At 36.3% G+C, this 26,780-nt stretch carries 26 protein-coding genes; 20 read left to right on the top strand and 6 right to left on the bottom strand.

The window, feature by feature from the left end:
* From BXY75_RS02990 to BXY75_RS02950, 9 genes are all read left to right on the top strand, one after another.
* Nucleotides 1-486: a GNAT family N-acetyltransferase gene (locus BXY75_RS02990; protein ID WP_121906211.1), complete on the top strand. Its 486-nt coding sequence runs from the start codon at nucleotides 1-3 to the stop codon at nucleotides 484-486.
* A 10-nt stretch (nucleotides 487-496) separates the two neighbouring features.
* On the top strand, nucleotides 497-916 hold the full coding sequence (locus tag BXY75_RS02985; protein WP_211331805.1) for an arsenate reductase ArsC: 420 nt from the start codon (nucleotides 497-499) through the stop codon (nucleotides 914-916).
* A 181-nt stretch (nucleotides 917-1,097) separates the two neighbouring features.
* Nucleotides 1,098-3,380 carry a PAS domain-containing sensor histidine kinase gene (locus tag BXY75_RS02980; RefSeq protein ID WP_121906209.1) on the top strand — a complete coding sequence of 761 codons (2,283 nt, stop codon included), beginning with the start codon at nucleotides 1,098-1,100 and terminating at the stop codon, nucleotides 3,378-3,380.
* A gap of 88 nt (nucleotides 3,381-3,468) precedes the next feature.
* A complete protein-coding gene (locus BXY75_RS02975; protein ID WP_317125234.1) occupies nucleotides 3,469-4,449 on the top strand; it encodes an MBL fold metallo-hydrolase in 981 nt (326 codons plus the stop codon).
* 105 nt (nucleotides 4,450-4,554) lie between these two features.
* Entirely contained in the window at nucleotides 4,555-5,271 is a 717-nt protein-coding gene (locus tag BXY75_RS02970) for a flavodoxin family protein (RefSeq protein ID WP_121906208.1), read from the top strand.
* 37 nt (nucleotides 5,272-5,308) lie between these two features.
* A complete protein-coding gene (locus tag BXY75_RS02965) occupies nucleotides 5,309-5,818 on the top strand; it encodes a GNAT family N-acetyltransferase (protein WP_121906207.1) in 510 nt (169 codons plus the stop codon).
* Nucleotides 5,819-5,867: 49 nt separating this feature from the next.
* Nucleotides 5,868-6,677, top strand: coding sequence for a helix-turn-helix transcriptional regulator (locus tag BXY75_RS02960; protein ID WP_121906206.1), 810 nt, complete (start codon nucleotides 5,868-5,870; stop codon nucleotides 6,675-6,677).
* 65 nt (nucleotides 6,678-6,742) lie between these two features.
* A complete protein-coding gene (locus BXY75_RS02955; protein WP_121906205.1) occupies nucleotides 6,743-7,819 on the top strand; it encodes a serine hydrolase domain-containing protein in 1,077 nt (358 codons plus the stop codon).
* A 58-nt stretch (nucleotides 7,820-7,877) separates the two neighbouring features.
* Nucleotides 7,878-8,846, top strand: coding sequence for a YitT family protein (locus tag BXY75_RS02950; protein WP_121906204.1), 969 nt, complete (start codon nucleotides 7,878-7,880; stop codon nucleotides 8,844-8,846).
* A gap of 2 nt (nucleotides 8,847-8,848) precedes the next feature.
* Here BXY75_RS02950 and BXY75_RS02945 read toward each other — a convergent pair whose 3' ends face one another.
* The 4 genes from BXY75_RS02945 to BXY75_RS02930 are packed head-to-tail and all read right to left on the bottom strand — an operon-like array spanning nucleotide 8,849 to nucleotide 13,285.
* Nucleotides 8,849-9,601: a DUF5995 family protein gene (locus BXY75_RS02945; protein ID WP_121906203.1), complete on the bottom strand. Its 753-nt coding sequence runs from the start codon at nucleotides 9,599-9,601 to the stop codon at nucleotides 8,849-8,851.
* 36 nt (nucleotides 9,602-9,637) lie between these two features.
* Nucleotides 9,638-11,452: a GNAT family N-acyltransferase gene (locus tag BXY75_RS02940; protein ID WP_121906202.1), complete on the bottom strand. Its 1,815-nt coding sequence runs from the start codon at nucleotides 11,450-11,452 to the stop codon at nucleotides 9,638-9,640.
* A gap of 49 nt (nucleotides 11,453-11,501) precedes the next feature.
* Nucleotides 11,502-12,758 carry an aspartate kinase gene (locus tag BXY75_RS02935; RefSeq protein WP_121906589.1) on the bottom strand — a complete coding sequence of 419 codons (1,257 nt, stop codon included), beginning with the start codon at nucleotides 12,756-12,758 and terminating at the stop codon, nucleotides 11,502-11,504.
* Nucleotides 12,759-12,808: 50 nt separating this feature from the next.
* Complete coding sequence (locus BXY75_RS02930; protein ID WP_121906201.1) at nucleotides 12,809-13,285, bottom strand: GNAT family N-acetyltransferase; 477 nt, start codon at nucleotides 13,283-13,285, stop codon at nucleotides 12,809-12,811.
* Nucleotides 13,286-13,367: 82 nt separating this feature from the next.
* On the opposite strand from BXY75_RS02930, the gene fbp reads away from it, so the two are divergent.
* The 8 genes from fbp to BXY75_RS02890 all read left to right on the top strand — a co-directional run bounded on the left by fbp (nucleotide 13,368) and on the right by BXY75_RS02890 (nucleotide 19,365).
* Nucleotides 13,368-14,375, top strand: a complete 1,008-nt coding sequence (gene fbp / locus BXY75_RS02925) for a class 1 fructose-bisphosphatase (protein ID WP_121906200.1) — start codon at nucleotides 13,368-13,370, stop codon at nucleotides 14,373-14,375.
* 60 nt (nucleotides 14,376-14,435) lie between these two features.
* Nucleotides 14,436-14,786, top strand: coding sequence for a fructose 1,6-bisphosphatase (locus tag BXY75_RS02920; protein ID WP_121906199.1), 351 nt, complete (start codon nucleotides 14,436-14,438; stop codon nucleotides 14,784-14,786).
* A 17-nt stretch (nucleotides 14,787-14,803) separates the two neighbouring features.
* Complete coding sequence (locus BXY75_RS02915) at nucleotides 14,804-15,631, top strand: cell envelope biogenesis protein OmpA (RefSeq protein WP_121906198.1); 828 nt, start codon at nucleotides 14,804-14,806, stop codon at nucleotides 15,629-15,631.
* A complete protein-coding gene (locus BXY75_RS02910) occupies nucleotides 15,610-16,107 on the top strand; it encodes a Rab family GTPase (RefSeq protein WP_121906197.1) in 498 nt (165 codons plus the stop codon). Before BXY75_RS02915 ends, BXY75_RS02910 begins: the two co-directional genes overlap by 22 nt.
* Nucleotides 16,100-16,696, top strand: coding sequence for a hypothetical protein (locus tag BXY75_RS02905; RefSeq protein ID WP_121906196.1), 597 nt, complete (start codon nucleotides 16,100-16,102; stop codon nucleotides 16,694-16,696). Before BXY75_RS02910 ends, BXY75_RS02905 begins: the two co-directional genes overlap by 8 nt.
* 160 nt (nucleotides 16,697-16,856) lie before the next feature.
* Nucleotides 16,857-17,240, top strand: coding sequence for a hypothetical protein (locus BXY75_RS02900; protein ID WP_121906195.1), 384 nt, complete (start codon nucleotides 16,857-16,859; stop codon nucleotides 17,238-17,240).
* 107 nt (nucleotides 17,241-17,347) lie between these two features.
* A complete protein-coding gene (locus BXY75_RS02895) occupies nucleotides 17,348-17,839 on the top strand; it encodes a Rab family GTPase (RefSeq protein ID WP_121906194.1) in 492 nt (163 codons plus the stop codon).
* A gap of 2 nt (nucleotides 17,840-17,841) precedes the next feature.
* Nucleotides 17,842-19,365, top strand: coding sequence for an ATP-binding response regulator (locus tag BXY75_RS02890; RefSeq protein WP_121906193.1), 1,524 nt, complete (start codon nucleotides 17,842-17,844; stop codon nucleotides 19,363-19,365).
* A 2-nt stretch (nucleotides 19,366-19,367) separates the two neighbouring features.
* Here the strand turns inward: BXY75_RS02890 and BXY75_RS02885 are convergent, their stop codons facing one another.
* Complete coding sequence (locus tag BXY75_RS02885; protein ID WP_121906192.1) at nucleotides 19,368-19,793, bottom strand: tellurite resistance TerB family protein; 426 nt, start codon at nucleotides 19,791-19,793, stop codon at nucleotides 19,368-19,370.
* 176 nt (nucleotides 19,794-19,969) lie between these two features.
* On the opposite strand from BXY75_RS02885, the gene BXY75_RS02880 reads away from it, so the two are divergent.
* Both BXY75_RS02880 and BXY75_RS02875 read left to right on the top strand, forming a co-directional pair.
* On the top strand, nucleotides 19,970-20,767 hold the full coding sequence (locus BXY75_RS02880) for a tryptophan-rich sensory protein (protein ID WP_121906191.1): 798 nt from the start codon (nucleotides 19,970-19,972) through the stop codon (nucleotides 20,765-20,767).
* Nucleotides 20,767-21,918 (top strand): aminotransferase class V-fold PLP-dependent enzyme, encoded by a 1,152-nt coding sequence (locus BXY75_RS02875; protein WP_121906190.1) that lies wholly within the window; start codon nucleotides 20,767-20,769, stop codon nucleotides 21,916-21,918. Before BXY75_RS02880 ends, BXY75_RS02875 begins: the two co-directional genes overlap by 1 nt.
* 6 nt (nucleotides 21,919-21,924) lie before the next feature.
* On the opposite strand, the gene BXY75_RS02870 is transcribed toward BXY75_RS02875, so the two are convergent.
* A complete protein-coding gene (locus BXY75_RS02870) occupies nucleotides 21,925-23,277 on the bottom strand; it encodes a dihydrolipoyl dehydrogenase family protein (protein WP_121906189.1) in 1,353 nt (450 codons plus the stop codon).
* Between the two features lie 104 nt (nucleotides 23,278-23,381).
* Between BXY75_RS02870 and mfd the strand changes: the two genes are divergently transcribed.
* Nucleotides 23,382-26,750 (top strand): transcription-repair coupling factor, encoded by a 3,369-nt coding sequence (gene mfd, locus BXY75_RS02865; protein ID WP_121906188.1) that lies wholly within the window; start codon nucleotides 23,382-23,384, stop codon nucleotides 26,748-26,750.
* The last annotated feature ends 30 nt before the right edge of the window (nucleotides 26,751-26,780 follow it).

The following is a 26,780-nucleotide window of genomic DNA, read 5'->3' as shown; positions in this document are numbered from 1 at the left end:
ATGAAAATAATTGCATTACAAAAGGAACATTATCCAGCGGTATCTGAAATATATCGCCTTGGGATTTCAAGCGGGATAGCGACATTTGAAACGGAGATTCCTGATTGGGACACCTGGAACAAGAAGTTCTTAGCTATATCCAGATTCGTTATATTGGAAAATGATCAAGTAAAAGCATGGTGTGCACTAAGTGCGGTATCTAACCGAGCGGTCTACAAAGGAGTGGCAGAAGACACCATCTATGTTGCTCCAGAATGTCAAGGTAAAGGTTTTGGCAAAATGCTTTTAATGCATTTAATTATTGAAAGTGAAAAAAATGGTTTCTGGACTTTACAGGCCGGAATTTTTTCAGAAAACAAAGCTAGTATTAAGCTACATGAAAATTGTGGTTTCAGAACAATAGGCGAGCGAGAAAAAATTGCAAAACGAGATAACATTTGGCATGATAATATAATAATGGAACGAAGAAGTCAAGCTTTTAATTAATATCAAAATTATGAAAAATGTATTGGTCCTTTGTACCGGGAATAGTTGTCGTAGTCAGATGGCACATGGGTATTTAAAGAAGTTTTCAGAAGGGAAAGCAACAATTTATAGCGCTGGGATAGAAACTCATGGGCTCAATCTTGGCGCGGTCAAAACTATGTTGGATGACGGAATTGACATTTCAAACCACACTTCAAATCACGTAGATGAATATACCACAGTAGACTTCGATTACATTATCACTGTCTGCGATCACGCCAATGAAAACTGTCCGTTCATCCCTTCTAAAAATGCTGTGAGATTACACCACAATTTTTACGACCCTTCTAAGGTAAAAGGAACTGAAGAGGAAATTGCTAAGGCTTTTGTAACTGCAAGAGAAGAAATTAAGGAATATTGTCAGGAATTTGCAACTTCTAACCTAAAATAGTTTTCTTACCATTATTTCTAAGAAAACAGCTTATATTTAACTTTAATCGATATTATTTGACTTTAATCGATTAAATTGTGTATTTTTGTAAATATTAACTTAAGGTCCATTGACCTTTTTACACACGATTACTGTTTAATGAAATCCCCGCTCCCGATTTTTCGGGATTACACAGTTAAATATGAGTAATTATATTGGAAATAGAATTGGTTATGATTCCTACCCGTTGAGTGATGTTAATTCACCAATGAGAGGGAATTTACACGATGGTTTTTGGATCCTCAGCAGCGTATTTCCATTCAATGGCACAATGAGTTCAAACTTTTGGAAATTACTTGGATATTCCCAAAATGAACTTCAATTTAATCTTGTTTCCTGGCAATCTTTAGTCAACGGTGATGATCTTTCTTTATTCATGAAAGACCTCAAGAACTTTGTGAAAAAGTGGGAAAGTGAGGATAGTTTTGCAAAAGAAATAAAATTCATTCATAAAAACGGCTCCGATATCTGGATGGACGCTAAAGGCGCAAAATCTTACGACGCCCAAGGAAATCCAGTATTACTTATAGCTCTTACAAACGTTACCAAGTATATAAGCAAGCAGAAGTCTGCTAGTAAAAAACTAAAATTATACGAATCAATAATCGATGGAACCCATACTGGTACTTGGGAATGGAATGCGCAAACTCAAGAACTTCGCCTGAATGAACACTGGGCCCAAATAATTGGTTACACACTGGAGGAACTTGAACCTGTGACAGAAGAAAAGTATAGGTCATTAGTCCATCCGGAAGATCTAGAAAAAGCGACCAAGCTTTTAGAGCGTCATTTTAAAGGTCAAGTCCCGTTTTACGAGTCTGAGACGCGAATGAAGCATAAAAAAGGGCATTGGGTCTGGATCTATGACAAGGGTAAAATAATTTCCCATACCTCAGATGGAAAACCAGAGTGGATCGCAGGGTCACATCAAGATATTACAAAACAAAAGGAAAACCATTTAGCTTTATTACATTACAAAAACCTGCTGGAACGCAGTAATGAAGCCGCTAAAATTGGCACTTGGGAATTCAATTTGGAAAACGGACGACTTGATTGGTGTAAAACAACCAAAGGCATCCACGAAGTAGAAAGCACCTATCAACCCACTGTTGAAAATGCTATGATGTTTTATAAAGAAGGAGATAACTTAAATCTCATTAAAACTAAATTTGAAAACTGCATAAACAAGGGTGAAAAATATGATTTAGAAGTTGAAATTAAAACTGCTAAAGGGAATAACAAATGGGTTAGAGCTATTGGAATTCCAATTTTCGAAAACAATAAATGCACAGGCCTTTATGGTCTAATGCGGGATATTACTGACAGAATAAAAGCAACGAAAATAATTGCCTTTAAAGAAGAACAGTTAAGTAAGACATTCGAATATGCTGCGAACGGCATGTCATTAGTAGATCTAGACGGGACCTGGCTAAGGGTAAACAAAAGTCTCTGTGATATGCTTGGATACTCTAAGGAGGAATTTATAAATTTAAAATTCCAGGATCTAACACATAAAGACGATCTTAACATAGGACTAAAATTTAAATCACAATTGATTAGTGGTGAGACGGAATTTCATCAAACAGAGAAAAGGTACATTCACAAAGATGGAAGTATCGTGTGGGCATTTTTAGCCGTTTCCTTAGTAAAAAGTGATGTCGGCGAACCGCTCCATTTTGTTGCTCAAATAACAAATATTACAGAAAAGAAGAAAGGGGAAATTAAAATAAAATCGCTATTAAATGTTGCCAATGAACAAAATAAACGGCTTGTAAATTTCGCTCATATTGCATCTCACAATTTGCGATCTCATTCCGCTAATTTTACAATGCTTTTGGACCTAATGAAAGATGATATTCCAGAGGCCACGGACAACGAATATTTTCCTTTACTGAACACAGCGGCTAGTAATCTTAACGAAACAATCACACAATTAAACGAGGTAGTTAGTATAAATAAACAATTAAATGAAAAACTTAGAAGCGTAAACCTTAGAAAGACAATAGAAAAGGTAATGGTTAATATTGCGTCCAATATTCTTAAAACCGGTTTTATTATAAATATCGTCGTAGATGAAGATGTAACAGTTAAAGCCATTCCGGCTTATTTAGACAGCATTATCTTAAACCTATTAACAAACGCTATTAAATACAGAAACCCACAAGCTAATTCATTTCTTAACATAACCGCTACCTCATCTACTAATTACATTGATTTAAAATTTGAAGACAACGGTATTGGTATCGATTTGGAGTTATATGGATCCAAAGTCTTTGGATTGTATAAAACTTTCCACAACAACGAAGATAGTCAGGGTGTAGGACTCTTTATCTCTAAAAATCAAATTGAAGTGATGAAAGGAACTATTGATGTTGAAAGCGAAGTCAATAAAGGAACTACGTTTTTACTTCGTTTAAAAAAATAAAGGAAGCCTATTTAATACTCCTCAAATTGTATCAAATTTGATTATTAAAAATATTTCATTTTTGGTATCTTAGAGGAAAATCTTTGCTGTGATAAAAAGTTGTTTGTTAATTTTCTCCTTTGTTCTCCTTTTTTTAAGTTGTTCGGAAAAGGCTTCGGAAAAAAACGAGCAATCACAAACAACATTTGAAGTTATACGTACCACTTCTGAAGCATCGCTGGTTGTACTTGGTACTCTTCAGGATGCAGGTTCACCTCATATTGGCTGTAATAAAGACTGTTGTGCTTCATTTTTTGAAAACCCCGATCCGCTTCGGAAGGTGGTATCACTAGGTTTAATTGATTCAAAAAACAACAAGAATTATCTCTTTGAAGCAACTCCCGACATTAGCACACAACTAAAACATCTGAAGCATATCACCGCCTCCAACAAAGAATTACCCGACGGAATCTTTTTAACTCATGCACACATCGGTCATTACAGTGGCCTTATGTATTTAGGGAAAGAGGCGACAAATGCCGATTCGGCACCCGTTTTTGCTATGCCAAGGATGAAAGAATATCTTGAAACCAATGGTCCATGGAGTCAATTAGTTAAAAATAGTAATATTGCAATTTCACAATTAAAAGAAGGATGGCCTATAACGCTATCATCCTCATTGTCTGTTACACCATTCAAGGTTCCACATCGGGATGAATTTTCAGAAACTGTTGGTTTTATTATTGCCGGACCCAATAAATTGGCACTTTTTATACCCGATATCGATAAATGGGAAAAATGGTCTTCCTCCATCAAAGAAGTTATTTCAACCGTAGATTACGCATTTATCGATGCTACCTTTTACCATGGAGATGAAATCAACAGCCGGGATATTTCAGGAATACCGCATCCCTTTATCATTGAAAGTATGGAGCTTCTTAAAGACCTCCCTTCCGAAGAAAAACAAAAAATACAATTTATCCATTTCAATCATACCAATCCTGTCTTGAACACCAATAGTGATGCGTTTAAAATTGTGATTAAAAATGGTTTTAACGTTGCTAAGTTTGGTGATGTGTTCGATTTATAATTAAACTTTTAAAGCTTAAAACCAACATTCTGAAGCAGAATATAATCGAGCAGAAAGGATAGTTGTTTTAAAACGACTCAATTAATCTAACGTAAAACTCACATTATGACTGCTAAAAAGCCAGATTTTACTAATCTCAACGTTCTTTACATCAATTGTACCTTAAAACATTCTCCGCAGCAAAGTCATACCCGAGGCTTGATGGATGTGTCTCAGAATATTTTAAAAGCTGAAGGTGTTACTTTCGAAAATATACGCCTGGTCGATCATCAAATTGCCTATGGTGTTTATCCGGATATGAAAGAACACGGTGCAAAAATTGACGAATGGCCTGAGATTTGGAAAAAAGTGGATGCGGCCGATATACTTATTATTGGAACTCCAATTTGGTTGGGTGAAAAATCATCGGTTGCGACCAAACTTATAGAACGTTTGTATGCGATGAGCAGTTTACAAAATAACAAAGGCCAATATTATTTCTATGGTAAAGTGGGAGGATGTATTATTACCGGTAATGAAGACGGCATTAAACACTGCGCAATGGGGATGCTTTATGCGCTGCAACATGTAGGATACAGTATTCCGCCGCAAGCCGATTGTGGATGGATAGGAGAAGCAGGGCCGGGACCAAGTTATATGGATCCTGAAAGTGACGCGAAACATAACGACTTCACCAATCGAAATACTACTTTTATGACCTACAACTTACTACATCTTGCAAAAATGCTGAAAGAGCAGGGTGGATATCCTGCTTATGGGAATTCAAGAGCCGAATGGGATAACGGTACTCGATGGAATTATGAAAACCCTGAATACCGCTAATAAATCGTAAATTTAATCTAAGAAATTAAGTTTATTTATGCTTTCAGTACGTGAAATAACCAAAAATGATGTATCGTCTTTAATACACTATTGGGTAAATTCCAGCGATGCACATATGTTGGCGATGGGTGCCGACCTTACAAAATTACCTTCCGAAGAAAGCCTTTATAAATCCTTGACCGAACAAATCGAACTTCCTTTAGATAAAAAACAATCTTACGCCTTAATTTGGTTTTTGAACGATTTCGCTGTAGGTCATTGCAACGTAAATCAAATCCAATTTGGGAAAGAAGCGTATATGCATTTGCATCTTTGGGAGTCTGAAAATCGACAAAAAGGATTGGGTAAAACTCTAGTAGAACAATCTATTCCTGTTTTTTTCAAAAATTTACAGTTACAAACTTTATACTGCGAGCCTTATGCTCTCAATCCAGCACCTAACAGAACATTAGAGAAACTCGGATTTACATTTGTTAAAGAACATATCACCGTTCCTGGCTATTTAAACTTCGAGCAGAAAGTCAATCTTTGGAAGCTTGAAAAGTAACTATCTGTAACAATTCAATATAAAATGTATCTTTAAGGAAAGGATTTAAATGAAAATTCTAACCAAAGGTACTTATTACGGTGAAATGCGTTCGGAAGTAGACAGCAGTGGCGTCATCTTGTCCGAATACCAGTATCTCCATCCCAAAACTGATTGGCATTTTCACGAAAACCCTTATTTTATGTATGTTCTGCAAGGCGATATGTTGGATGTCAATAAAAAACAAAAAACCACTTGTCCGCCGGGGAGTTTCCTTTTTCACAATTGGCAGGAACCACATTTCAACTCTAAGGAATCTAAGGCTGCCAGAGGTTTTCATATCGAGTTTGAGCGAAAATGGTTTCAGGAGAAGAAAATTGACGTTGACCTTTGGGAGGGAAGCAATTTAATTGAAGATCCTCGTCTGCACCATATATTAGCAAAGATTTACTTCGAATTCAATTGCAGGGATAATTACTCTAAAGTTTCAATCGATTTGTTGTTGCTTCAGTTATGTGAGAGCACCAATATTGATCAAATTCCGAAGCAAACAAAAGAACCATCCTGGATTGCTCCTTTAAAAGACCTTATTCATGAAAATAGCGAGAATCTAAGCCTACAAAGACTTTCCGACACTTTGAAAGTTCATCCGGTTCATTTGTCAAGAGCCATTCCCAAATATCTATCTACTACACTCGGTGATTATATTAGGCAACAAAAGATTAAACAAGCCCTTGGATATTTAATGAACCCCAACTATTCGCTCACCGAAATTGCATATCTCTGTGGATTTTCAGATCAGAGTCATTTTACACGTACCTTTAAGTTGTATTTTCAGAAAACCCCTAAAGATTTTCGGTTGCAATTGACCGTATGTTAATTTCATTCTATTTTCTGAAAAAAGTGTGGTTTATATTTACACTTCAGAAATAAACATCAATCATTATGAAGCTATTTAGATTAATATTCGCATTATTAATTGGAAGTCAATCACTACTTGCCCAATTGGATTTTTCCGAAGCCAACAAAAAAACGACAGAACTCTTGTCACAAATGAATCAAAAGATTTCCAATGGTGATTACGAGCAAATTACAAGCGTTTTAATTTCGCAGAATGGAAAAGTGCTATTTGAAAAATATTACAATGATGCTAACAAAGACAGTAAACATAACACCCGTTCCAGCACCAAAACTGTTGCTACCTTCCTCACTGGAATTGCGATAGACAAGGGTTTTATAGCTTCGGAAAAGGATAAAATCTTTGATTATCTGAAGCATAAATTGCCGGTTCAAAATCCAGATCCACGGAAACTGCAAATCACTATTGAAGACCTGCTCACAATGAGTTGTATGTTAGAGACTGATGATAGTAGCTACTTTTCGCGCGGTCATGAAGAGCGGATGTATTTTATAGAAGATTGGACGCAATTCTTGCTCGATTTGCCTATTCGATCCTACCCTTTTAATCCGCCACCGTCTGAACAGCCTTTTGGGCGATTTTTTCACTACTCTTCTGCTCAGGCAGCCGCTGTAGCAGAAATTGTGCAAACTGCCGTTGGAATTCCTCTCGATGAATTTTACAAAAAGCATTTTTTAACACCCTTGGAGATTACAGACTATAAGCTTGATTATACACCTTCCAAGATTCTTAATACGGCTGGAGGTAGCGAATATAAAAGTCGGGATTTTCTAAAAATGATACAACTATGTCTTCAGAAAGGAAAATGGAACGGACAGCAAATTATTTCAGAAACCTGGATTGAAAAAGCTACAACCCCAAAAGTATCGGCGCGAGAGAATGTTGATTACGGTTACTTTATATGGCTTAATTCTTTTGGCAAAGACAAAAAATACGATGCATATTATATGGCTGGAAATGGCGGAAATAAAATGATAGCCATTCCCGAACTCAATGTTTCAGTAGTAATTACCACAACAAATTTCAACAATAGAAATGCACATAGTTTTTCGGATGAAATGATGAATGATTTTATTGTACCGGCCATTGAAAACATGATGTAATAATATAAGATTGCACATAAATTCATACTGTTTTTTACTAGCTTCGTAAAAAAATAAGATGAATTTTATCTACCAATATATTGTAACACAGGCGACGAAAAATAAGCTGAAAAAAGGAAATCGCCAGCACCCTAATAATCAATACGACAAGACTTTTAAGGAAACACTAGTTGAGTTTAGACATTTACTCAAAGAAAGCTTCTTAATCATTTTGGGAATAGCATCAGCCAGTTTTGGATTAAAGGGTTTTCTTTTACCCAACGCCTTTATAGATGGCGGTGTTACAGGGATTTCTCTTATACTTACAGATGTAACAGGCTACTCATTAGCGATTTTTTTAGTCATCGTAAACGTTCCTTTTATTATACTTGGTTTCAAAACAATTGGGCGTCAATTTGCGATTCGGAGTCTTTTGGCCATATTAGGATTAGCAATTGCAGTTCACTTTTTTGAAGCCCCTATCATCACAGATGATAAGTTATTGATAGCTGTTTTTGGAGGATTCTTTTTAGGAGCTGGAATCGGACTCGCAATTCGTGGTGGCGCTGTGATCGATGGAACGGAAGTTCTGGCAATATTTATCAGTAAAAAAACATCTCTAACCATTGGAGATGTTATTTTAGTTTTTAATATCTTGATTTTTGGGGTCGCTGCCTATATTTTTTCAGTTGAAATCGCATTATATGCCATGCTTACATATCTTTCTGCATCTAAAACTGTAGATTTTGTGGTATCGGGAATAGAAGAGTATATTGGAGTTACTATTATCTCAGATTTTAGTGAGGACATTCGTATGGCAGTGATAGAAAAAATGGGGAGAGGCTGTACCATATACAATGGTAAAAGAGGTTTTGGTAAAAGAGGAGACCGTTTAAAGGATACGGATATTATTTATACCTTGATTACAAGACTCGAACTTGCCAGACTTCAAACGGAAGTGGATAAAATAGATAAGAACGCATTTATTGTAATGCACAGTATTAAGGACGCCAAAGGCGGAATGATTAAAAAACGGCCATTGAAATAAGTCTAAGCAGCGTTCAAGATTTCAATTACTTTTTGAACATTTTTAGTTTCGAAAAAGCGAATAGTCTTCACAGTTGAACGCAGCAACCAACTTTTAGATGTGGTTAATTTTATAGCCAAAGCGCCAATAATTTTATCCCTACATTCAATTTCGAACTCTTTGTCGTTGGCTATGTGATATTGGTTTGCAAACAACCAGGCTCCGTCGCGTGCGATGTTGATGCTAAATGACGCAATTTTATCTTCCCTTCCCTTTCCAACTTTTTCCAGTAAATAAAACATTGGAGATACTTTCCCAATCCGATCCTGAACATCATTAACCATGCTCGCTAAAATCTCATTAATTTTATTAAAATCATTCTCAAAATCCATAAGATTTCCATCGTCCTCAACTGTTTTAGCTACAGCTATCCCTAGATCCAAATTTATATGCGCATTGATTCCCAAAAGCAAATGTTGCATAATCAACAGATTTTTCTCTTTTGTGGCTCCAAATGCGTTCGTCCAACTCAGGGAACATGGTTTTTGGTTCGTTGACTGTCGATATGCATCTATATATCGATTGGCAAAAAGCACATCGAGCTTTTCCATTCGAGCGTTATTTTCAAATTCATTGGATTCAATTCCGGTTTTAATGCGTACGGTCACTTTTTTGTACAATACAGGGAAGAAGGCCATTGCTGATCCATTTAGTGTTTCGGCAGCAATTATCTCATTTAATTGTACAATGACCTCGTCAATAGTTTTAGCTATCATTTTCAAGGAAATTTAATATTAAAAATGTGGGGATATTTACTCTTCTTCTTTTTGTCCGTTGGCATATTTGCGTTCCAGTTCCTCTTGAAACTCCTCCATCACCGGCTTTACGGTGCTTTCGGGCAGATCTGCAATACGTATGTACATTAAGCCATCAACTGCATTGTTAAACAAAGGATCTACATTAAACGCAACCACCTTCGCATTTTGTTTGATGTATTTTTTTATCAGCACCGGCAGTCGTAAACTTCCTGGTTCTACCTCATCAATAATTTTATCGAATTTGTTAAGATCAGCTTCACTTTCGTCGAAGATAAAGTCTTTATCGGCATCCTTCAGCTTTACTTTGAACTCTTTCTTAGGATTAATATACTGAGCAACATAGGGATCGTAGTAATTCGACTTCATAAACTCAATCATCAATGATTTCGAAAATTCAGAAAACTTATTACTTATACTCACACCACCAATAAGAAATTTATGTTCCGGAAAACGCAAGGTAGTATGCACGATTCCTTTCCAAAGTAGGAACAATGGCATGGGGCGGAGTTGATATTCCTTTATAATAAAAGCGCGTCCCATTTCTATGGATTTACTCATCATAGGATATAATTCCGGTTCAAATCGAAACAAATCCTGCAAATAAAACCCGTCTATTCCAAATTGTGGAAATATTTTAGACCCTAATCCCATTCGATAAGCACCTGCCATTTTCTTAGCTTCAGTATCCCATAAAAACATATGGTGGTAGTAAGAATCAAACTTATCAAGATCGGTCGCGTTATTTGTACCTTCACCAACTTCTCTAAATGTTATTTCCCGTAAACGTCCAATTTCCTGCAAAATATTTGGAATATGAGCCGCCTGCGCCAAGAACACTTCATAATTTTTACTTACTAAGAGGCGCTTGTCATTTTCGCGAAGTATTTCTATTTCTTTTTCCATTGAGGCCAATGGAACTGCACCTGCTATTTTTTTTGGAGCCTTTGGAAGTTTTAAGTTCTTAGGGATGGTATCCAATAATTTTTTCTTCTGAAAAGGATTTGCCAAAACATAAGTTTTCTTCCGAAGAAATTCTGTAAACTCTTCAAGAGATTGATGTTCATCCTGATCTGTTGTAGAAATAGGGTTCCCAATACGCACCTTGATTACCCTATCTTTTTGCGTCAATAATTCTGACGGTAATTTTGCCGTTCTAAATTTATCACTCAACTTAGCCAATCGATAGAACATTTTACTGTTTTTGGCGTGAAAGTAAATAGGCAACACCGGGACATTGGCTTTTTTTACAATCTTCATGGCACTTTCCTCCCATGGTTTGTCTATCAGTAATCTTCCATCTCTATATGTAGAAACCTCTCCAGCCGGAAAAATTCCTAAGGGGTGCCCTTCCTTTATGTGAGTCAATGCAGCTTTTATACCATGTAAACTGGATTTTGCATCTTTATGCTCTTCAAATGGGTTTACCGGCATTACATAAGGCTTCAGTGGCTCAATGCGATGCAATAAAAAATTTGCTATGATTTTAAAATCTGTACGCTGTTCGAGAAGCAGTTTTAGTAGTAGGATGCCGTCAATCCCTCCTAATGGATGATTAGAAATTGTAACAAAAGATCCGGTTTTAGGAATTCGTTTAAGATCCTCTTCGGGAATTTCAAACTTAATTTCGAATTCATCGAGAAGTGCATTTATAAACTCAAGATCGTTTAAATGCTTATTGCGATCATAGATTTTGTTCATGGTGGTAATATTGAGCATCTTCATCAATACCCAGCCCATAGTAGTGCCCGCAAATCCGAACTTATCGACATTAATTGCCTTCGCAATTTCTTTTGCAGTAACTAATCCCATCTATTTTTTAAGGTTGATACGAGTCACAAATATAGCGAAACCAATCTAACTATTCCTTTATAACCAGTTGCACAGTATCTCTACTTTCCTGCTTCACCATAACTAGCTTGTTGTCAGTTAACGCCTTTATTTCTGAAGGTTTTGAATGGCGTATCGTGTAAAGAGTAACCCCTTCATTCCACTTCACTTTAAACTTCTTCCGAAGCTCTGAAAGTAAAGGTTCCAGATTGTTAAATTTATTGTCTACACATACTGAAAAACTAATGGCCGAGTTTTGAATTAGCTCAACCCTCATTTTATAAAGGTGCAATAGATTAAAAACCTCACTTATATTGTTTTCCATCATAAAAGAAAAATCCAGCGACTGCAGTGAAATCAGTACTTGATTCTTTTTAAGTATGAAACAAGAAACTTTCGGATCTAAAGTAACTCCTTTACCCACGCAAGTTCCTGGATCCAGCGGATTCAAAAATGATTTTACAAACAAAGGAATCTCCTTTCGTTGTAAGGGTTGTAATGTCTTTGGGTGTATCACCGATGCTCCGTAAAACGCAAGTTCGATTGCTTCCCTGTAAGAAATATGATGTAGCAACTGGGTTTTAGAAAAGAACCTCGGGTCGGCATTTAGAACTCCTGGAACATCTTTCCAGATAGTTACATTTTCTGCATTTAGGCAATATCCGAAGATAGCTGCCGTATAATCACTCCCTTCACGACCAAGAGTAGTGGTGAAATTATTGGTGTCTTCGGCTCCCAAAAATCCTTGAGTTACAGTAATTCCTTTAGGGTTCACATGAGCTTTAATTTGTTGCTGAGTTACCTCCCAATCGACATTGGCATCACGATGATTGGCATCCGTTTTAATGCAGCTTCTAACATCGAGAAAAGTGTTTTTTATATGTACTTCGGAAAGGTATGCGGAAACAATTGTGGTAGATGCTAATTCTCCAACTGAAACAATTTGGTCATAGACGAATGAGTGGTTTTTGGATCGCGTATTTTTCAGAAAGTAAGTAAGTTTCTTAAATATTTGCTGGATATCCTTATAAACGGGATGAGAACTATTTGGAAATAATTCTGAAAGAATTTTATGATGATAATTGTACACTTCACTTACAGCAGCATCTACTTCCGAAGCATTAGAAAAATAGTTAGAAACTACATTTTCGAGGCTGTTGGTCATTTTTCCCATCGCAGAAACAATGACGATTAGGTTTTTCTCTGCTGTTGTTTCTATAACTGAGGCCAGATTTATCACCCCCTTAGCATCCTTAACCGATGCTCCCCCAAATTTGAATATTTTAATCACCTAGTAAAGTTCTGTTTTATGGTATTAAAGCTAAACTCGCCTGAAACCTATTTTTTGATATAATTTTCAATTCCTTCTTCGCTCATATGTACCACATGCCAATCTCTTAAAACATGGGCTCCACTTCGTTCGTAAAATTTAATGGCGCCTTCATTCCAACCAAGTACTTCCCATTGTATTCTTTTTACGCCTTTGGAATGTCCATACTTCATTACCTCAGTGTATAAAGCTTCTCCAACTCCTTTTCCACGCATGCTTTCTTTTACGACCAGGTCTTCTAAATGTACAGTTTTCCCTTTCCATGTAGAAAAGCGAAAATATACCAAGGCCATTCCCACCACTTCGCGATTTACCTCTGCGACCCAGCATTTGAACATGGGATCCTCGCCAAATCCACTTTTTTGGAGGTCAGAAACTGTCACTTCTACAGCATTGGGTTCTTTTTCAAAAATTGCCAGTTCAGTAATAAGCTCCAACACCTTTGTCATATCCTCTTTAGTGGCTTTTCGAATCTCAATATTCATAAATGGTGTTTTGCTAAACAAATATCGGTTCAATTTCTGAAAAATCCCGATATTTGTTCGAAATTCACTACAACACAGCAAAATGCCTAAAAAAAATCAGACACTCGGAGAGTTTATCATTGAAAATCAAAGTGAATTTCAATATTCTTCTGGAGAACTCTCCAGATTGATCAACTCTATTCGTCTAGCAGCCAAAGTAGTAAACCATGAGGTAAATAAAGCAGGACTTGTGGACATCTTAGGTACCGCAGGTGAAACCAACATTCAAGGAGAAGACCAACAAAAACTGGATGTGTATGCTAATGAGGTTTTTATTAAAACCTTAACCAATCGTGAAATCGTTTGTGGGATTGCAAGTGAAGAAGAAGATGATTTTATTACAATTAAAGGGCGCAATGAAAAAAACGACAATAAATACATAGTCCTAATTGATCCATTAGACGGATCTTCAAATATAGATGTAAATGTTTCTGTAGGGACAATATTTTCAATTTATAGAAGGGTTACTGCGTCTGGTACTCCGGTTACCATGGAAGATTTTTTACAGCCGGGAAATCTACAGGTCGCGGCAGGATATATTGTTTATGGAACTTCCACAATGATCGTTTACAGCACTGGGCATGGAGTTAATGGATTTACTCTTAATCCCGCCATTGGAACCTATTATTTATCACATCCAAATATGAGGTTTCCTGAAACCGGAAATATCTATTCTGTAAATGAAGGGAACTATATTCATTTCCCTCAGGGAGTAAAAAACTATATAAAATACTGTCAGCAGGAAGAAGGTGATCGCCCTTATACATCACGGTATATTGGATCTTTAGTATCAGATTTCCATAGAAATATGATTAAAGGCGGAATTTATATTTATCCGAATACATCCAAAGATCCTGAAGGGAAACTACGGTTGTTGTACGAATGCAATCCGATAGCTTATATTGCAGAGCAAGCGGGAGCTAAGGCCAGCAATGGATTTATGCGAATATTAGATATTAAGCCAACACAATTACATCAAAGAGTTCCTTTTTTCTGCGGAAGTAAATTGATGGTCGAAAAAGCAGAAGAGTTTATGAAAAATGCAGAATAACCTAGAAAACAGTTAATTTGTCTATTTTTTTTTTAATTTTATGTTAACAAACATGTAACAATGAGCAAAAAAACTACACCACCAAAAGAGGTTGAATCTGTAGATTCTGCTTCAAAAATTGAAGCGATCAAGAATCTTATTTTTGGTGAAAATATGGTTCAATATGACACTGAATTTGACACGCTCAAAAAGGACCTTCAGAATAAAAAAGAAACCCTTGAAAATTACATAGATGAGGTTCGAAACGAACTTATGCAATCTATTGATTCTCTTAGTACAGATGTGAATATTCGCATTACTGACCTAGAAAATTCGTTGGCTGCTAAAACCGATTCTCTTTCAGAAAAGAAAATGGATCGTAGAGAACTTGGCAAGCTACTTATCAACCTAGGCGAAAAAATTATCTCATAGTACATTTCAATTAATTTATGGTTAAAGAAGACAAATTACAGCTTCTAAGAGACATTCTGTTGATTGACGACAGAGAGGTCGCTCAAGCCATAAATCGACGTATTGAGACTATAACAGATACTATAGAACGAAGGGAAAAACTTTCGGAAAAAGTGGATCCAATTATTGAAGAAAGGCTTAAACTTTTTGTGGAAGAAATTCCACTTTCTTTAGGCCCTGTTATAACCGATACACTTAAAAAACAGATCGCCGAATCCAAAGATCAGGTAGTCGAAGCATTATACCCTATAATGGGTAAAATGATTAAGCGCTATATTCAAAGTGAAATAGAATTACTGTCTGAAAACATGAATAGAAAGGTTAACGACACCTTTTCTGTCGTTGCCGTTAAGCGAAAATTTCGCGCACTATTCACAGGTGTAAAAGAAAGCGATTTAATGCTTAGTGAGCTTGATGCTCCTAACGTCAATGAAGTGTTTGTTATACAAAAAGGATCTGGTATCTTGTTAGGTAACCTTAGCCATACGGCAACGGTCGATAAAGATATGATTTCCGGAATGCTTACGGCAATTAAAAGTTTTGTTGAAGATGCTTTTGAAGGTGGCGGACAAGATCTAGAAGCGATTAATTACGAGCTATATTCGATTCATATTCAAAATTTTCACACCTATTATATTGCAGTTGTTATTTCAGGTACATACACCAAAAGTTTTGAAAACAAACTTGAAAATCGATTACTTAAATTATCTAAAAGCCTCTCCCCTAGAATTTCTACTTTAACAAAAGAAGCAATTGATGGCGTTTTAATTGAATTCTTTAAAAAATGGAGGGTACAAAAAAAATAGTGTTATTGGGGCAGTTCGGCGTTGGTAAAACGTCTCTTCTCAGGCGATTTATGACGAACGTGTTCGAAGTAGATTATAAAACTACGCTCGGTGTTCAGATAAAGAAAAAAGAAATCACGCTTCCTTCCGGTAAAAAACTATCTATGATTATTTGGGACCTGGAAGGTTTTTCTTCAGTTTCTAATACCAGAACTTCTTACTTAATTGGCTCCGATGGTTTTATTTATGTATTTGACCTTACAAGGCCTGTAACCTATTTTAATCTGAGAGAAGAAATAGATTATATTGAAAAAAATTACCCCAATGTATGTTTAAAAATCATTGGAAATAAAAATGACCTAAAGGATTCAAGTAGTATAGAAGAATATCTAGCAAATAAGAATCTTAAAGTTCATGGTTTTTGCAGTGCTAAAACAGGAGAAGGTGTCGAGGAAATTTTTAGACATATTGCTTTTAAAATTGGTTCAAATGAATAAACAAGGAAACACTTTTTTCTCTAACAAGGTTCAGGAGATTCATACTAATTTGGATGGTAAAATAACACAAAGTAGCGATACCATTTTTGATTTAAGGCTTGGTGAGAATATCTTTACGATTCATCCTTTTTTTGAAAGCTTGCAAAGAACCCTTTTAGAATGCAATGAAACTAGTTTGGCATTTCCCTGTGTTCAATTAGAAATGGAAAAACAGGAACTGATTTGTGATATTACAATTAAAAAAGAATTGGGGTTTTTAGCAATCCTACTATTCGATTATTCCAACCATTATCAAAATTTACACGAAGCAGCGCAGGTAAAGAAAACTGCAATGCTCAATGAACAAGCACATGAACTCAACACCAAGTATTCTGAAGAAAAAAGAGCGTATTTGGAATTTATTCGTGAGCGTATTGATTCTAAAATAGTAGGCGAATTGGAAATCATTATCAGTGATTTAAACGACTTAAAACACACAACTTTAAACAACAATCAACTCACCATCTTTCATAAAATTGAAGCGAAAATTGCCATCCTACACTCAAAAGCGTTACAAATAAAAAAGGGAGTAGAAATAGATCTCGATTAGCCAAATTCGTTTTTATTGAAGATCAAGATTTCTAATCAATTTAGAATAAGCGCCCTAATTTATCTCTATAGTTCAACATTTAAAAAATAAATTATATATTTGTAAGAAATATCTTTCAAGCAGATTTGCTTGTTTAGATAAACGAAAACGCCCCCTCGTTATGTCTACTATAGAAAAACCATTTTTAGATGTCCTTCAGGAGATCATCATTAAACCTGACGGAACCATTATTGGAGGCAATAATACCATTTATAATTTAGAATCTTTTTCTAATTTATTTGAAGTAGATCCGTTTTTTGAAAGTTTAAAAGAGCAATTTCTTACTTCCAACAAAACTTTTTTTGTTTACCCTTGTGTAAATTTCTATATCAATAATAAAAAGTGCTATTGTGATGTAACAGTGAAGCGGGAAAATGGCTTTTTAGCCTTTATACTTTTTAACTACTCAGAGCGATATGAGAAACTCCACAACATCGAATCTCAGAAAAATCAACAGCAGCTAAATGCGCATCTCAAAAAAATAGGTGCAACTAATGTTTTATAACCGTATTTTTGGGTTTCTGAGAATCAAATCAGAGAAAACACTTAAGTAATATTATTTGTGGCTATATTAGTGTCGATTTTCCATTTATATATAATCCAATTTAAAAAATGAATAGTTCTCAATCAAAAAAGATTGTAATATTAGGTCACTTTGGAGTAGGAAAGACGAGTTTAGTTCGGCGATTTGTAGACAGTATGTTTAGCGAGGACTATCTTGTAACTCTTGGAGTTCAAGTGAAGAAAAAAGTGGTAACGATCGACGATGCGAAAGTAACGCTTATCATATGGGATATTGAAGGAAATTCTTCCATTTCAAAAGCTCGAAAATCATATTTAACCGGAACACATGGTTTTCTTTATGTCTTTGATGTCACCCGACCGGAAACTTTTGAAAACTTAGAAGATGAAATGGATTTTCTTGCAAATAATTTCCCTTCCATTCCGGTGTGTAAAATAGGAAACAAATCGGATTTACTACTCACAGAAAACGCCAAAGAATTCTTTGAACAAGAACAATATAAAGATTGCGATTTTACGAGTGCTAAGGAAGGAAACAATGTTGAAAATGTGTTTCAAAAGATCACAAAACAGATGCTGTAATAATGGAGTTAGGAAAATATAAAGATGAAATTTACAACCGTAAAATACAGATCGTTGAAGTAGATTTAAAAGGAAGCATAATTGAAAGTGAAGATTCACTTTTTAAGCTTCATAAATCTCAAAACATCAAGGATGTTCATCCCTTTTTTGAGGGTATATTGCCTCTTTTTGAAAAGCTTTCAGAAAAAATTAATTTCCCCTGTGTCAATTTACAATTCTCTGAAAAAATAATCATTGCTGATATAGATATTATCCCGGAAAATGGCAAGATTATAATTCTCATCTTCGATTTTACAACGCATTATCAAGAATCACAACCTCTGGTACAGGAAAAAAACGAAGCCTCTATCCTAAAGCACAAGCTATCCTTCGAACGAGATATTCTTATTGCTAAAGAAGACCTTAAAAATCAATTTCTAGCTCATCTTAATCATGAAATCCGTAACCCCTTGAATAATATGCTGGGATTCATGGAAATACTCGATAACACCAAACTGTCTTATGAGCAAAAGGAGACACTAAATATCATGAATAAAACAGGTACACATTTAAAAGTGTTACTTGATGATTTATTAGATATTTCAAAAATTGAAAAAGGAATCACCGTTGTTAAACATATTCCTTTTAGTCTTTCTCAGGTGTTCAACAGTCTGGTAAAGCATTTTAAGTTAAAATACGACAAGAAAGAAGTTCAGTTAGAGCTTGAAATGGACGATGACTTACCTATCCGATTACTAGGAGACCCTACAAGACTTAATCAAATAGTATTCAATCTTATTGAAAACGCATATAGAAATACCAAAAAAGGAGGGATTTCCATTCATCTTTCGGTTAAGAAAAAAGACGATAAGTTAAATAGAACATTTTTTACGATTGTTATTTCAGATACGGGAGTAGGAATACCAAAAAAGGAGCTTCCTTTTATTTTTGATTCTTATCACCAATTAGAGTTCGACCAAATAAAACCAATTGGTGAAGGATTAGGACTTAAAATAGTAAAGGATTTGGTAGGGTTAATGCAGGGGCAAATAAAAGTTGAAAGTATTGTTGGCGAAGGAACCACTTATGCAGTTACCATACCCTTTGAAGAAAGACAAAAGAAAGAAACTAAGAAAAAATCTGTTCCAAAAGGTACAGGGATTGTAATTAGCAAGCGCATCTTAATAGTCGAAAACGACGAGATCACTCAAATGCTAATGATGAAAACTTTTTTATCGAATGATGATGGCTATTTAATAGAAATTGCCCGTGATGGTGCACAGGCAATTGATTTTATTGAAAACAGAAAGTATAATTTGGTGCTTCTTAAAATGGACCTTCCAGATATGAATGGTTATGAAATTTTACGTCACTTACGTAATAATTCCAACAATAATCTACAAACACTTCCAGTCCTTGTGGTTAGTGGCAGCAATATGAAAGATGAACAAGATGCAGTAATTGCAGCTGGTGCATCTCAATTCCTTTCTAAACCTTATACCAAGAAAGAGCTTTTCGCAAAGATTGATAACGTACTAAAAAAGTAAGCTTACTTTTTATTCAAAAGATATCTATAGTCTTCAAGATCCAGTCCTCCAGAATAGATACTAATAGATCGTTTAATTAGTTTTTGCGCTAAATCTGCAGAATAACCCAAACCAATAGCATATCGCTCGATTAAAAATCGTTCGTGATCGTCGATTGTGTGATCAACAAATATCATTTCAAAGAGGTCGTGCATCCGCTCAAGACGTTTGTCGGAAGTGTTTGGTGGGTTAATTGGATATTTCGAAGGATTTTTCAATACAGCTTCGTACTCAATCTCATCGATATCAAGCTTTCTCGCAAAGCGTCTTAACAATTTTTCCTCTTCCGGGTTAATTTCCCCGTCGATCGAAGCAAGATTGGCAATAGAAGCGAAATGTCCAAGATTTCTACTGTGTTCTCCGCTCTCAAATAAGTCTGTAAATGCCATAGTAAAATTTTATACTGCAAATATAATCTAAGCTACAAATATTCCGAGTATCCCAAGGGAATCTTTTAAGAAATTTTAAATCCCTTACTCCAACCAATATCCTTAATCTTTCCTTAATTCCGAAGCAATTACTTTCCAATTATGTAATTTTAAGCAACTAAGCTGTATCAATACCTATGAAACAAACACTTCAAATTGCCAATATACTCTTGTTTGTTATTGTAATTCTTGTCAATTATTTCTCAAACACCGGACTTATAAACAATACGACCATTGGAGAAGTTTCAAAATCGGTTCATACGTTATTTACACCCGCGACTTATGCGTTTTCAATTTGGGGGTTGATCTATCTTCTTCTTTTTGGCTTCGTCATTTATCAGAGTCGGAGTTTATTTACGACCGTAAAAGATGATACATTTATAGAAACAACCGGCTGGTGGTTTGTCCTTTCGTGTATTGCAAATAGCGTCTGGGTACTATTCTGGTTATATGGCTATTTCGCGTTTTCAATACTAGCCATCTTTGTACTCTTATTTTCTTTACTGAAAATTGTTTTGCTAAACCGAATGGAATTATGGGATGCCTCTCTCCCCGTAATATTTTTTCTTTGGTGGCCTTTTGTTGTCTATAGTGGTTGGGTTACCGTCGCTAGCATTGCAAATGTTTCGGCCTATCTTTCGAGTATTGGTTGGAATGGTTGGGGTATTTCTGAAACTACCTGGACCCTAATAATGATAATAATTGCCGGAATTATTAATGTCTTGGTCATTCTGAAACGCAATATGCGGGAATTTACCTTAGTTGGTTCATGGGCACTCACAGCAATTGCCGTAGCAAACTGGGACAGCAATCAAACGGTTACTTTTACTGCTATCTTTACTGCAGCTTTTTTACTTAGTTGTGCAGCAATACATGCTATAAAAAATCGCTCAACAAGTCCCTTTACTAAAATCATGCAACACTATAAACGCTAATGATACCGAATCAAAAACATCTTTTTAGCCTTTCCGAAGAAATCACTTATCTCAATGGCTCTTATATGTCGCCTCAGTTAAAATCGGTTGAACAAGTTGGATTAGATGCGCTTCGTAAAAAATCACAGCCATACTTAATCTCTGAAAATGATTTTTTTAGTGATAAAGAAGTACTTCGGAAGAGATTTTCACAACTTATTGGCTGTGATGATCCACAACGAATAGCCATCATACCATCAGTCTCATTTGGCATAGGTACCGTTCTGAAAAATATTCCCTTCCGAAGAAATGACGAAATTATTCTCTTAAAGGAACAATTTCCAAGTAATTACTACGCTTGGGCAGCGCTTGTTGATGAGATAGGAGTGAAACTAAAGATTATCGATGCCCCGGAAATCGGAAAAGACCGTGGTAAATTATGGAACCAACGTATTTTGGAAGCGATTACTTCAAAAACCAAATGTATTGCTATTCCACATGTTCATTGGGCCGATGGTACCAAGTACGATCTAAGAGCCATTCGGAAGCGATCTAAAGAGGTGAATGCATATCTTATAATTGACGGCACTCAAAGTGTAGGGGCGCTTCCATTTTCAGTAAAGGAAATTCAACCTGATGCCCTTATTTGTGGTGGCTACAAATGGTTGTTAGGACCTTATAGCCTTGGTGTAGCCTACTTTGGCGAACGTTTTGATCATGGTGTACCACTGGACAATAACTGGATGAACCATGAAGGTGCCGAAAACTTCTCGAATCTTATAAATTACAATCCGCTATTTAAGCCTAAAGCCGCGCGCTACGATATAGGTGAGTCCAGTAATTTTAATTTAGTGCCAATGCTTTCCGAAGCAATCCGACAGTTAATTCTTTGGACTCCAGAGGCAATTCAAAGTTATTGCCGGGAAATTTCCGAAGAATCGATACTAAGGATTCAAAATCTGGGTATATTTATTGAAGAACCTGAGTATCGTGCGCATCATTTATTCGGAATTTTTCCGTCTGAAGAATACAAGCTTGAAAAGATTAAGGAAAAAATTTCAGAAAAGAAAATCATTGTTTCCTTTAGAGGAAAATCAATTCGCGTTTCACCAAATGTCTATAATTCAAAAGATGAAATTGAAAAATTGCTCGATTGTTTTCTTGAGTATTAACGATTCTTAAACCATACCTTTAATATCTTTCCCCCATGTAGGATATGCAAAAATCATTTGTTTCAATACCTCAGGTTTAAGTTTTCCGCATAAAGCAAGAACAAATAAATTGATCATCTCCCCTGCATGAGGGGCAATAATATGAGCGCCTAGAATCAGATTTCTATCTGTATCCACAATCGTTTTATAAGCATAGGTTCTAGAGTTAACGCGCTTGGCATTAAACCACTTGGGCACACTTTTATATTCTATTTGATACTGATATCCTTTTTCTTTGGCTTCTGCCTCTGTTAGTCCAATACTGGCTAATTGCGGGATGGTAAATACCACCGAAGGCACCGGAGGAAAATCCATTTTAGTATGATTCCCTTTTCTAATATTCAAACTCACAATCCGTGATTCCTGAGAAGATGTAGGCGTTAAAGGAAGGGATCCACTGGCAGATACATCACCACAGGCATAGACAGAAGGATTGGTTGTACTTTGTAGATACTCGTTCACCGATATACCCCCTTTTTCTGAAGCTACATTTCCTTTTTCAAGTGCGAGTTCATCAATAGAAGGGACACGGCCGGCAGTGTTAAAGACCATAGGTGTGGTGATGGTTTCTGATTTGCCATTTTTCTGAAATGTAATTCGGAAATTTTTCCTAAGCTTTTCAACTTGGGTTACTTCAGCATTGAAAATAAATTGAATTCCTAATTCTTCTGAAGCTGACACTAAGTGATCAACTATGTCTTTCTCAAAATTTTGAAGCGGACTTGCCCCAAACTCAACGATTGTGACCTTTACCCCAAAACGGGCAGCAATATGTGCGAATTCCATTCCAATATATCCCGCACCAATAAAAACCATTTTATCTGGTAAGGATTCTAAGTCAAGAAAGGCGTCACTTAGTAAAAGATGCTCCCGACCGGGAATCCTCAATTCCATTGATTTCTGTCCGGTGGCAATAACGATTTTCTTAACCTTCACTGTTTTACCTTCAACCGATAAGGTGTTCATGTCTAAAAATTCCGGAGATTGATGATATAAATCTATTCCAGCCTTTTTTAATTTCTTTTCTGTGGCAGCAGGTACTGCAGATGTAAATGTAGATTTAAACTGTTGTAATTCTTGCCAATTTAATTCAGGAACCGTAGTAATCCCTTTTCCTTTTAAATCTGTGGCTAATTGAATCACCTCTGTAATTCCGACTAGAACTTTTTTAGGATCGCACCCTCTATTAGGACACGTTCCACCATATTCCCGATTGTCGGCTATTGCCACTTTCAACCCTTCGGCAGCACATTCTATAGCAACTGTTTTTCCGGCTGTACCTGTACCGATCACGAAAACATCGTATTCTTTGATTCCCATTCAAGAAATTTAACCAATCCTTTACGGTATGTGTGTTATCAAAATGATAAAATTGCGCTCCTAATGAGTAAAACTAAAAGCAACGTACTATCTTTGCCTCTTTTATGAGTAAAGCCCTTGTTACTTCGCTTTTTTCACAGTCTCCAAAAACCAGGAAACTAGGGGAAACTATTGCCCAATCTGATCCTAAAAATGCTTCTGAAACTCAAGAAAAACTGAGTGTTTCGGGCTTAGCAGGTTCATCACTGTCAATAGTAATCGCCACCGTTTTTAAGACTTCGGAAAAACCATTTCTTCTAATTTTTAACGATAAGGAAGAAGCTGCCTATCATCTCAACGACCTTGAGAATTTATTGGGTGATCAAAATGTATTGTTCTACCCCGGAAGCTACCGCCGTCCTTATCAAATTGACGAAACCGATAACGCAAATATCTTGTTGCGCTCTGAAGTACTTAATAGGATCAATTCCCGTAAAAAACCATCGCTTATCGTTTCCTATCCCGAAGCGCTTTTCGAAAAGGTGGTTACTCGAAAAGATCTTGAAAAGAATACGCTAAAAATTGCTGTAGACGACAATCTTTCTATCGATTTTGTGAACGAAGTCTTGTTCGAATATCGCTTTAAACGCACCGATTTTGTCACCGAACCGGGCGAATTTTCTGTCCGAGGAGGAATTTTAGATGTGTTTTCTTTTAGTAATGACGAACCTTATCGGATCGAGTTTTTTGGAGATGATGTGGATAGTATTCGAACCTTCGATGTAGAAACGCAACTCTCTCTGGAACAACTAAAGAAAATTTCCATCATCCCGAATGTGGAAAATAAAATGATGCAGGAAAGTCGGGAGAGCTTTCTAAAATATATTGCTTCAAAAACGGTTGTATTTCTGAAAAATGAAGAATTGTTCAGCAGCAGTATCGACAAACTATTTCAAAAAGCCACGACTGCCTTTGAAGCCCAGCAAGGAGAAATTAAAATGAGTCCTCCGGTCGAATTGTTTTGTACCTCAACCTTACTTAAACAACAATTAGCAGAATTCACCTCTGTTAGACTCAACAGTAATATATTATCATCGTCAAATAGCAATATACCTTTTAATGTAAAACCGCAGCCGTCGTTTAACAAGCAGTTCAATCTTCTTATTGACAATCTCAATACGAATGCGGACGATGGATATAAAAATTACATCTTTTGTAGTAGCGAACAGCAGGCCAAGCGATTTCACGACATTTTTGAAGATGCCGAACAAATGGTCACCCAATTTGAAACGGTTGTTTTTCCGTTATATCAAGGCTTTATAGACCATGATGGTAAAAATGTTTGCTATACAGACCATCAGATTTTTGAACGTTACCATAAATTTCAACTCAAAAATGGCTACGCCAAAAAACAGGCGATCACTCTAAAAGAACTAACCAATCTGGAAGTGGGAGATTATGTTACGCATATCGACCATGGAATTGGAAAATTTGGAGGTTTGCAAAAAATCGATGTAGAAGGAAAAAAACAAGAAGCCATCAAACTTATTTATGGCGAACGTGATATTCTATACCTCAGTATTCATTCACTTCACAAGATTTCCAAATACAACGGCAAGGACGGAACAGCCCCTAAAATATACAAATTAGGAAGTGCTGCCTGGAAAAATTTAAAGCAAAAAACAAAGGCCAGGGTTAAGCTAATCGCGTTTAATCTTATTGAGCTATACGCAAAACGACGACTTCAGAAAGGATTTGCTTTCGATCCCGATTCGTATTTACAATTGGAGTTAGAGTCCTCATTTATTTATGAAGATACCCCCGATCAAATCACTTCTACCGAAGATGTAAAACGAGATATGGAAAGCGATCTTCCAATGGACAGGCTGGTTTGTGGAGACGTTGGTTTCGGAAAGACCGAAGTGGCTATTCGCGCTGCTTTTAAAGCTGTCGATAACGGAAAACAGGTTGCTATACTCGTGCCTACAACTATACTTGCGTTTCAGCATTTCAAAACTTTTTCAGAACGACTATCTGAAATGCCGGTGAATGTAGATTACCTCAATCGCTTCCGAACTACAAAGGAAAGAAGATCGGTCATCGAAAATCTGAAATCAGGAAAGTTGGATATCGTAATTGGGACTCATCAATTAGTGAATAAATCGGTAGAATTTAAGGATCTCGGTTTACTGATTATCGACGAAGAACAAAAATTTGGAGTTGCGGTAAAAGACAAGTTAAAAACAATTAAGGAGAATGTCGATACCCTTACTTTGACTGCCACTCCTATTCCGCGGACGCTTCAGTTTAGTTTGATGGCTGCGCGGGACTTGTCGGTCATTACCACTGCACCGCCCAACCGATATCCAATCGAAACGAATGTGATCCGTTTTTCCGAAGAAACCATAAGGGATGCTGTGCGCTATGAAATATCTCGTGGAGGACAAGTGTTTTTTGTTCACAACAGGATTGAAAACATCAAAGAAGTAGCAGGAATGCTTCAACGTCTTGTCCCCGATGCCAAAATTGGAATTGGACACGGGCAAATGGAAGGTAAAAAATTGGAGAATCTAATGCTCGCATTTATGAATAATGAATTCGATGTGCTTGTTTCAACCACCATTATCGAGAGCGGTCTTGATGTTCCCAATGCAAATACGATTTTTATTAACAACGCCAATAATTTTGGGCTTTCAGATTTGCATCAAATGCGAGGTCGTGTGGGGCGTAGTAATAAAAAAGCGTTCTGTTATTTTATTACGCCGCCCGAATCTGCTATGACCGACGATGCGCGAAAGCGAATCACTGCTCTTGAACAATTTAGCGACTTGGGAAGTGGTTTGAATATCGCCATGAAAGACCTTGAAATAAGAGGTGCAGGAGATTTACTTGGTGGAGAACAGAGTGGTTTTATCAACGAAATTGGTTTCGAAACCTATCAAAAGATTCTCGCGGAAGCCATAGACGAACTTAAAGAAAAAGAATTCAAAGACCTATACGAAGGGACCGAACATGAGAAAAAAGAGTTCGTAAAGGAAACCGTAATAGACACAGATTTTGAACTTTTGTTTCCGGATGATTACGTAAATAACATCACTGAACGACTTAATTTATACAGTAAATTGGGTGATTTGAAAAAGGAAGCAGACCTTGAGAAATTTGAAAAAGAATTGGTAGATAGATTCGGAGAAATTCCAACACCTGTCAACGATCTGCTAAATAGTGTTCGTATTAAGTGGATCGCAATTGCAATGGGATTAGAACGTGTTGTGATGAAGAAAGGAAAAATGGTGGGTTATTTTGTAGCCGATCAGCAAAGTCCTTTTTATCAGAGTCATTCTTTTACAAAGGTCCTTCAATACGTGCAAAGTCATTCGAAAGTAGTGACCATGAAAGAAAAACAAACACGATCCGGACTTAGATTGCTAATGACTTTTGATCATATCAATTCGATCGATAAAGCGCTAAAATCTTTGGAATTGTTTATGGTCTAATTCTTGTTTAAGGCATACACTCATTACATT

This window comes from Ulvibacter antarcticus (assembly GCF_003688405.1).
Lineage (GTDB): Bacteria > Bacteroidota > Bacteroidia > Flavobacteriales > Flavobacteriaceae > Ulvibacter > Ulvibacter antarcticus.
This window is presented reverse-complemented; position numbering and strand designations above follow the sequence as displayed.

Coding starts and splice junctions, on each gene's coding strand:
- BXY75_RS02990 (WP_121906211.1), top strand. CDS start 1: ATGAAAATAATTGCATTACAAAAGGAACATTATCCAGCGGTATCTGAA.
- BXY75_RS02985 (WP_211331805.1), top strand. CDS start 497: ATGAAAAATGTATTGGTCCTTTGTACCGGGAATAGTTGTCGTAGTCAG.
- BXY75_RS02980 (WP_121906209.1), top strand. CDS start 1,098: ATGAGTAATTATATTGGAAATAGAATTGGTTATGATTCCTACCCGTTG.
- BXY75_RS02970 (WP_121906208.1), top strand. CDS start 4,555: ATGACTGCTAAAAAGCCAGATTTTACTAATCTCAACGTTCTTTACATC.
- BXY75_RS02965 (WP_121906207.1), top strand. CDS start 5,309: ATGCTTTCAGTACGTGAAATAACCAAAAATGATGTATCGTCTTTAATA.
- BXY75_RS02960 (WP_121906206.1), top strand. CDS start 5,868: ATGAAAATTCTAACCAAAGGTACTTATTACGGTGAAATGCGTTCGGAA.
- BXY75_RS02955 (WP_121906205.1), top strand. CDS start 6,743: ATGAAGCTATTTAGATTAATATTCGCATTATTAATTGGAAGTCAATCA.
- BXY75_RS02950 (WP_121906204.1), top strand. CDS start 7,878: ATGAATTTTATCTACCAATATATTGTAACACAGGCGACGAAAAATAAG.
- BXY75_RS02945 (WP_121906203.1), bottom strand. CDS start 9,601: ATGATAGCTAAAACTATTGACGAGGTCATTGTACAATTAAATGAGATA.
- BXY75_RS02940 (WP_121906202.1), bottom strand. CDS start 11,452: ATGGGATTAGTTACTGCAAAAGAAATTGCGAAGGCAATTAATGTCGAT.
- BXY75_RS02930 (WP_121906201.1), bottom strand. CDS start 13,285: ATGAATATTGAGATTCGAAAAGCCACTAAAGAGGATATGACAAAGGTG.
- fbp (WP_121906200.1), top strand. CDS start 13,368: ATGCCTAAAAAAAATCAGACACTCGGAGAGTTTATCATTGAAAATCAA.
- BXY75_RS02920 (WP_121906199.1), top strand. CDS start 14,436: ATGAGCAAAAAAACTACACCACCAAAAGAGGTTGAATCTGTAGATTCT.
- BXY75_RS02915 (WP_121906198.1), top strand. CDS start 14,804: ATGGTTAAAGAAGACAAATTACAGCTTCTAAGAGACATTCTGTTGATT.
- BXY75_RS02910 (WP_121906197.1), top strand. CDS start 15,610: ATGGAGGGTACAAAAAAAATAGTGTTATTGGGGCAGTTCGGCGTTGGT.
- BXY75_RS02905 (WP_121906196.1), top strand. CDS start 16,100: ATGAATAAACAAGGAAACACTTTTTTCTCTAACAAGGTTCAGGAGATT.
- BXY75_RS02900 (WP_121906195.1), top strand. CDS start 16,857: ATGTCTACTATAGAAAAACCATTTTTAGATGTCCTTCAGGAGATCATC.
- BXY75_RS02895 (WP_121906194.1), top strand. CDS start 17,348: ATGAATAGTTCTCAATCAAAAAAGATTGTAATATTAGGTCACTTTGGA.
- BXY75_RS02890 (WP_121906193.1), top strand. CDS start 17,842: ATGGAGTTAGGAAAATATAAAGATGAAATTTACAACCGTAAAATACAG.
- BXY75_RS02885 (WP_121906192.1), bottom strand. CDS start 19,793: ATGGCATTTACAGACTTATTTGAGAGCGGAGAACACAGTAGAAATCTT.
- BXY75_RS02880 (WP_121906191.1), top strand. CDS start 19,970: ATGAAACAAACACTTCAAATTGCCAATATACTCTTGTTTGTTATTGTA.
- BXY75_RS02875 (WP_121906190.1), top strand. CDS start 20,767: ATGATACCGAATCAAAAACATCTTTTTAGCCTTTCCGAAGAAATCACT.
- BXY75_RS02870 (WP_121906189.1), bottom strand. CDS start 23,277: ATGGGAATCAAAGAATACGATGTTTTCGTGATCGGTACAGGTACAGCC.
- mfd (WP_121906188.1), top strand. CDS start 23,382: ATGAGTAAAGCCCTTGTTACTTCGCTTTTTTCACAGTCTCCAAAAACC.